General features: G+C 37.4%; 6 protein-coding genes and 1 pseudogene. All 7 read right to left on the reverse strand.

Translation table 11 applies throughout. From position 1 onward, the window contains the following. Window positions 1-57: 57 nt before the first annotated feature. Window positions 58-741, reverse strand: coding sequence for an enhanced serine sensitivity protein SseB C-terminal domain-containing protein (locus HMPREF9184_RS09005; protein ID WP_000886228.1), 684 nt, complete (start codon window positions 739-741; stop codon window positions 58-60). Between the two features lie 8 nt (window positions 742-749). Next, window positions 750-1,067, reverse strand: a complete 318-nt coding sequence (locus tag HMPREF9184_RS09010) for a hypothetical protein (protein ID WP_000245994.1) — start codon at window positions 1,065-1,067, stop codon at window positions 750-752. Beyond that, the gene (locus tag HMPREF9184_RS10000; RefSeq protein WP_269596922.1) at window positions 1,067-2,668 is read right to left on the reverse strand and encodes a T7SS effector LXG polymorphic toxin; all 1,602 of its coding nucleotides are present in this window, start codon (window positions 2,666-2,668) and stop codon (window positions 1,067-1,069) included. Before HMPREF9184_RS10000 ends, HMPREF9184_RS09010 begins: the two co-directional genes overlap by 1 nt. A 52-nt stretch (window positions 2,669-2,720) precedes the next feature. Beyond that, window positions 2,721-3,143 (reverse strand): hypothetical protein, encoded by a 423-nt coding sequence (locus HMPREF9184_RS09020; RefSeq protein WP_000059801.1) that lies wholly within the window; start codon window positions 3,141-3,143, stop codon window positions 2,721-2,723. A gap of 1 nt (window position 3,144) precedes the next feature. Then, complete coding sequence (locus HMPREF9184_RS09025; protein WP_000963212.1) at window positions 3,145-3,327, reverse strand: hypothetical protein; 183 nt, start codon at window positions 3,325-3,327, stop codon at window positions 3,145-3,147. Between the two features lie 33 nt (window positions 3,328-3,360). After that, window positions 3,361-3,594 carry an Imm74 family immunity protein gene (locus tag HMPREF9184_RS09030; RefSeq protein WP_000704716.1) on the reverse strand — a complete coding sequence of 78 codons (234 nt, stop codon included), beginning with the start codon at window positions 3,592-3,594 and terminating at the stop codon, window positions 3,361-3,363. 2 nt (window positions 3,595-3,596) lie between these two features. Beyond that, window positions 3,597-4,165: pseudogene (locus HMPREF9184_RS09810) on the reverse strand (hypothetical protein); the annotation flags it as partial.

Below are 4,165 nucleotides of genomic sequence, written 5' to 3' on the forward strand. Positions count from 1 at the left end.
GTGCTGCAATCACACGAGCAATGATGAGCATCTTCTTTATATTTCCTTTGAAAAATATTAGCGAGTGTAAATGGGAGAATTATCCTTCATTATTTCTTCTCCCAACTCTGTATTGCTTGATATCAAATCAAAAGGACAATCAGAGTCTATTTTATGACTTGCAATTTTTTTAGAAATTTTCTCAAAAAGAAGCAGCTCATTTTGGGAGTTATCATAATCTATGACTAGTAAGTAACTACTTTCTTCTTTCACTAGTATCTTTACGAAAAAGACATTATTAATTGAAGGAATTTCCTTAAAAATATTTGAAAGCTTGTTTTCAATCAACGTTGTATCCTCGATCGGCTTTCCAAAAAGTATTTTCCGTGAATTGATTAAAGATAATATCGATTCTATATAATCTTTGTCCATAAAAACACTGATTCCACAAGGATTCAATACAACATATTTTACAGGTGAATTACGTTCTAGAAATTCATAAATATATACTATATCCACTTTGGCGAACTTAACACCTTTATTAAATAATGAACTAGATAAATTGATAGATTCAAAATCAGTAAATACAGGCAAATACCGTCTATCATCACTGCCATTTAATGTGATTAGAATATCAGAACTATTAATTGTAGTAAAAGGTACCAACAAATATGATTTTGAAAGAGCAATAGCAAATTTCTTCCAGTCTGAATCCCTGTTACTTTCTTTATATATATTATATAAAAGATTCAAATCTAACATTAATTTCCTCATTCTTCTAATAAAGCATCAATTCTATTTAATAATGACGAAAATTGAGTATTACATTTTGTCATATATGTAGCATCAGAATCAAGAATATAAAAATCTGATAAACCATCTCTTGGGAAAAACATACTTTTGTACATTTTTCGAAGTTGCTCTATACATTCATTTGGGATTTCCAGATTTTCTATATTTTGTATGATTGCTATCATATTTTTAAGCGTCTCTATAAAATAGTTAACATTATGACGCTGCTTATGTTCTGATAGAATCCCTAATAGGTCAACTAACAATTCCATTAGTTCTTCTTTGAAATTTACCATCACCTTATTCCTCCTAAATGTGTTGTATTATTAAGAATTCCATCAATAGTCCAGGGTTTATTGATAAATATCTGTTCTTTGCCACCAATATATACTCCTCCTTGAGAGCCTGTAGGTCCTTCATAATAGATGGTACCTTTTGGAAACTTAGTAGCATAGACATCAGTCAATTCTGATGTACCTGTTAAGACTCCTGTATCTCTATCAATCCACTGAGGTTTAACTGCGGACTCTATCCTAACTTTTATTACTGACTCAGGAATATCCCTTGTATAATATTGTCCTAAAGGACTATCAGAACTTCCAGCTCTAAAAAAGACCGTATCCTCTTCTAATATTTTTACATTATATTTACCGCTAGCGAAACTTTTAGCTGCAGTCTCATTAATTTCTGGTAGTGGTCCAGGATTTTCAATCATATTGTAACTATATTCTCTTGGATTAGTGGACACCTTATTGAGACTAAACTTGCTGGCTGCGTAGGAGGCCGCATAACCTCCTACGATATTCCCGATAAAGTTTGCTCTCTGCGCATCTTCTTCGCTACCTCCTAGAATCTTAGTTCCATGATAGGCAACCTGACCCGCTGTATAGGCGCCGGCTTCCCCTAGCGCAAACTGGGTCACCCCCTTGACAACGCTCTGGGTCTGCCCTATAGGAATCATGATAGCACTAACCGTCGCAAAGGCGCCACCAACCTGATGATACAGCTTGTCATTGCCCATGAAAAGCGTATCTCGGATGAGATTGTAGGATTTCGTATGGCCATCCCCTGCATTCCCAAGTTGGATATTATGAATCCCTTCTCCTGCATTAGATAACCCATAGACACTCGTCCCAAAACCCACGACACCGCCTGCAACAACTAAAGGAGTCGCAGTTCCCATGGTTCCTATAATTGCGAGTATACCAAACGCAGCTGTCAGTACACCAAGACCCAGATCTTTCCAACCATTCTTGACTCGATCCTCCGCAGCCAAGGCATCAAAACGAGCCTTATCTCGCTCCCGGGCTGCTTGTACGCGTTCAACACGACTCTCCATCTGCTTGGTTGCTTGTTGGTAAGCCGTCGCAAAGCGTTGGACAGACTTGAGTTTGGCAAAGTCTCCTGACTGATAAGTCCCTACAGTACGTGTCTTCCCTGCGTGCTCTGCGATCAAGGCCTTGGTCGCAGCTAGAAGTTCCTTAAAGGCGATCAAATCCTGACTCGCATGGTTACTTTCATACTGAGTGATGGAGCTGTCCAAGTTCTTGATCTGATTGAGCAGAAAGTTATAGTTCATGACTGTACTGGTATGACTGCTTCCTGAATAGCTCACCAAGTCCGAAATCTTGTCCTTGGTCGTGTTCAAGAGCTCAATCTCACTCTTTAGACTATCCCGTGAACTCTTTAAAGCACTATGAAGGTTTGTAAATACCTGACTTGGTAGCTTTGTATGAAGATCACCGTCAATCTGGTAGTAACCGTCCTTGTACAGTAAGAGATTGGTTGAGTAGTCATTCATCAGGTTGACCAAAGCCTGAAGGAGAGTCCCATGTACCTCTACTAGGTAAGTGCGCATACTCGAGATGGTCTGACCTTGGAGGTTCGCACTTAATATAAAAACAGGAACTTGCTTACAACTAACAGTGTATAAACAAGTTCCTTACAAGCTATTTCAATGGTGAAACATAATCATCTGGAAGTTTCCCTCTCCAGTCAATCCACATTTGCTCAGCAATTGGAATTAATCTTTCAAGCTCTTCCTGAGTAAATAACTCTCTAGTTTCAGGTAAATCAATTAATGATGTAGGACTCTCTTCTATAAATTGTTTCTCACTAGCTTTCTTTTCTTCTTCCGTCGGTGGCCAGCAATCATTCTGCGCTTTAAAATCAATTTCACGTGCCGTCCTCCTACCTAATAAATATTCGTTAAAATCAGAAGGATTAATCTCAAAGATACGACGAACGGAAGCTACTCCAAACTCTCCAAAAGTGTAGTATTTCCCTTCATGTGTTCGAAAATCATATCCCTTCGGTGACTCAATCTTATCAAAGATATCAAATTCTTCCCAAGTTATTTTGGTTAAACTCATTTTAATCACCTCCTAATTTTCTAATTGTAAATTCTCCCCATGGTGCTTCATCAATAACTGCTTCTGGCATATTTCCTGGATAAGTACGACCACCTGGTTTCCAATATCCTTTAAAAGCTGATGCTTCATTACCACTCGGAACTTTCAAATTCTTAATTGAATCATAAGGGATATCTATTGCCACAGGTTCACTTAGAATATATAGGGTTCAACATAATTATATAAAGTCCAATTGAATAGTTTGATCGCTCTCCATTTTTTTAGCCATGTTAATAATATTATCTATTTCTCTTGGAGTTATCGGAAGATTTTCATGAGGGGGTTCCCAATGTGTCATACTATCTTTATAAACAACAAATTTTTTATTAATCAACAATTCTCCTTGTGCTTTTAAGAGGAAACCATTCTCTAAATCAAAAGTAATTGTTGATCTTGTTCCTGTAATTTTCATTTCTACCTCTCGAATATAATTTTTTCTACCCCTGTTTTAGGATCTATTGTTGTAACCTTAGTAACATTTGGATTGGCCTTCAATCTTGGTAGTTCGATGTTTTCCCAAATATTTCCTGGTCGTAGTTCGCTACCAACTACAGCTCTTATTTCACCAGATACTTGCTCTGCGTAGACATTCGAAGCTTCCTCCCAAGCTGTTACACTTGAAGGAGCATTAAAATCCCATTCAGGCATTACAATATTCGTATCATCAATCGTAGATTCTAATGTAACTCCTCCTTTATTTTTTGCTATTTTTTTCGCAACATCCATTCCTCCAATACCATCTGTTCGTCCTGACCAGAAAAAAGCCGTATCTGGATCAGTCTTCAATCTACCTCTTATTAACTCAACATCAAAATCAGTTTGGGTAAAATCTATTTTTGAATATCGATTTGAAGAAATAGGTTGATTTAAACTAAACTTGCTGGCTGCTGAGGAGGCCGCATAACCTCCTACTAGGTTTCCGATAAAGTTTGCGGTTTGGGCATCTTCTTCACTACCACCTAGGAGCTTAGTCCCATGATAGG

The sequence above is a fragment of the Streptococcus sp. oral taxon 058 str. F0407 genome (genome assembly GCF_000235485.1).
Classification (GTDB): domain Bacteria; phylum Bacillota; class Bacilli; order Lactobacillales; family Streptococcaceae; genus Streptococcus.